This window comes from Trichlorobacter sp. (genome assembly GCF_030247655.1).
GTDB lineage: Bacteria > Desulfobacterota > Desulfuromonadia > Geobacterales > Pseudopelobacteraceae > Trichlorobacter.
Window position 1 is genome coordinate 1 of record NZ_JAOTRZ010000324.1, and the last position, 2,179, is coordinate 2,179.

Below are 2,179 nucleotides of genomic sequence, written 5' to 3' on the forward strand. Positions count from 1 at the left end.
GGAAGAGGTGGTGGATTCCTATACCGAGATTTCTCTGGACGAAGCCCGTGAAATGGACCCTGAGTGCGAAATTGGTGATGAACTGGGTGAGAAGATTGATTCTGGCGATTTTGGCCGGATTGCTGCCCAGACTGCCAAGCAGGTTATTATCCAGAAGGTGCGTGAAGCTGAGCGTGAGACCGTCTTTAACGAGTATAAAGATCGCCAGTGGGAGATCGTGACCGGCCAAGTGCGTCGTTTTGAGCGTGGTGATCTGTTGATTGATCTTGGTCGTGCTGAGGCGATTTTAACAGGCAAAGAACAGATGCCCCGCGAAGTGTACCGTCCCGGTGACCGGATTCGCGCTATTATTACCGACATCGCCATGACCACCAAAGGACCTCAGATCATTCTGTCCCGCACCCATCCCCAGATGCTGGCTAAACTGTTTGAGGCTGAAGTGCCTGAAATCAGCGAAGGTCTGGTTGAGATTGTCAATGTGGTCCGCGATCCAGGCAGCCGTGCCAAGATTGCGGTTGCTTCCAATGATCGTGATATTGATCCGGTTGGTGCCTGCGTTGGTATGCGTGGTTCTCGGGTCCAGAATGTGGTTTCTGAACTGCGGGGCGAGAAGATTGATATTATTCCCTGGTCAGTTGATGTTGCCCGTTTTGTCTGCAACGCACTCTCTCCGGCTCAAGTCGTTAAGGTCTTTATGGATGAAGAACAGCGTACCCTTGAAGTTATTGTACCGGATGATCAATTGTCTCTTGCCATTGGCAAGCGTGGCCAGAACGTTAGTCTTGCAGCCCGTCTGACCGGTTGTCGGATCGATATCAAGGGTGAGGGTAAAACCGACGAAGAAGCTGATATTGATGAATTCGCCTCCTTCGATGGTACCCAGGTTGAAGAAGAACCGGAAGAGCTGTCTGCTGAAGCAGAGGCAGAGGCAAGCCTGCAGCAACCTGAAGAGGAGCTGGCAGCCTAGCCTATGAGTCCTCTTGATGGGACAGGGCCACAACGCAGCTGCATCGCCTGCCGTCGCACTGGGGATAAAGGAACGTTTCTCCGCTTTGTGCTGGCCCCGGATGGTACGGTTACACCGGATCTGGAAGGAAAGCTGCCCGGTCGTGGCGCGTATCTTTGCCAATCACGGCGGTGTGTGCAGGATGCGGTTGCCAAACGGCAATTCAGTCGCACATTTAAAGGGGCGGCAGCAGTAGTAGATGGCCCAATACTGACAGCCCTTTTACAGCAGATTATGGAACAACGGATCAGCGGCTATCTTGCATTGGCAAACAAGGCCGGAGCAACGGTGTCCGGTGGTGAAGCCATTGAGCGGTCCCTTAAAGGGTCAAAACTGCCGCGCCTGTTGGTGCTGGCAACGGATATATCACCGGCAATTGCAGAAAAGCTTGCAGGTATCGCAGCGCGGTCTGCTGTGCCGGTGGTGAAGGTTTTGTCCAAGGATATTCTGGGACAACTGGTGGGTAAAGAGTCGGATCGAAGCGCTGTAGCCGTGATGTCGGGCGGCTTTGCACAGTCACTTGTTAAGGAAATTGAGCGATACAGGAACTACCTGGAGGAGGAGAGCGGTCGATGAGTAAGACCCGGGTAAGCAATCTTGCGGAAAAGCTGGGCATAGACACCAAGGAGGTGCTTGCCAGGTTGAAGACGTTGGGCTACGACGTCAAGGCCGGAACCTCCACCGTGGAAGATGACGCGGCAGCCAAGCTAATGGCATTCAAGCCAGCGGAAGCAGGTCCAGAAGAAGTTCGCGTTGCGTCGAATATTGTTCGTCGTCGCTCAAGGCCTTCAGCAACACCAGAGCCAGAGGTTGAAGCTCCGGTTGTCGTTGAGCCTGTTGCCGCTCCTCCTGTCAAGGTGGTTGAAAGAGTTGCCCCTGTTATTCCTGAGCGGGTATCGGTGGTGAAAAAAGCAGTTGAGGCGGTTGTTGCTCCGGTGGTGAGCGAGCCTGCTCCCGTTGCTGATCTGGTTGAGCCTCGTCCTGAACCGAGCGTATCAGCTCCGGTAGATGCTGTTGTGCAAGAGCCTGCCAAGCCTGCTGTGGTTGCTCCGGTCATTCCGCCACAACCAGAGCGTGCCAGTGCAACCCAGGCCCGTATTCTGGGGATGATTGAGATCCCGATAACGCAGGAATCGCGCCCCTATCGTCGTGAGCCGAACAGTGGTCCTGGTC

General features: G+C 54.4%; 3 protein-coding genes. All 3 read left to right on the forward strand.

The window, feature by feature from the left end; translation table 11 throughout:
* The coding region (nusA, locus tag OEL57_RS16270; RefSeq protein ID WP_300741931.1) for a transcription termination factor NusA at positions 1-967 on the forward strand (967 nt) is incomplete at its 5' end.
* A 3-nt stretch (positions 968-970) separates the two neighbouring features.
* Complete coding sequence (locus OEL57_RS16275; RefSeq protein ID WP_300741933.1) at positions 971-1,582, forward strand: DUF448 domain-containing protein; 612 nt, start codon at positions 971-973, stop codon at positions 1,580-1,582.
* Positions 1,579-2,179, forward strand: a 601-nt coding sequence (locus OEL57_RS16280; protein ID WP_300741934.1) for a translation initiation factor IF-2 N-terminal domain-containing protein, incomplete at its 3' end; no start/stop codon positions are given. The genes OEL57_RS16275 and OEL57_RS16280, both read left to right, overlap by 4 nt.

Excerpts from the sequence above, each read along its gene's own strand:
- OEL57_RS16275 (WP_300741933.1), top strand. The coding sequence starts at position 971 with ATGAGTCCTCTTGATGGGACAGGGCCACAACGCAGCTGCATCGCCTGC.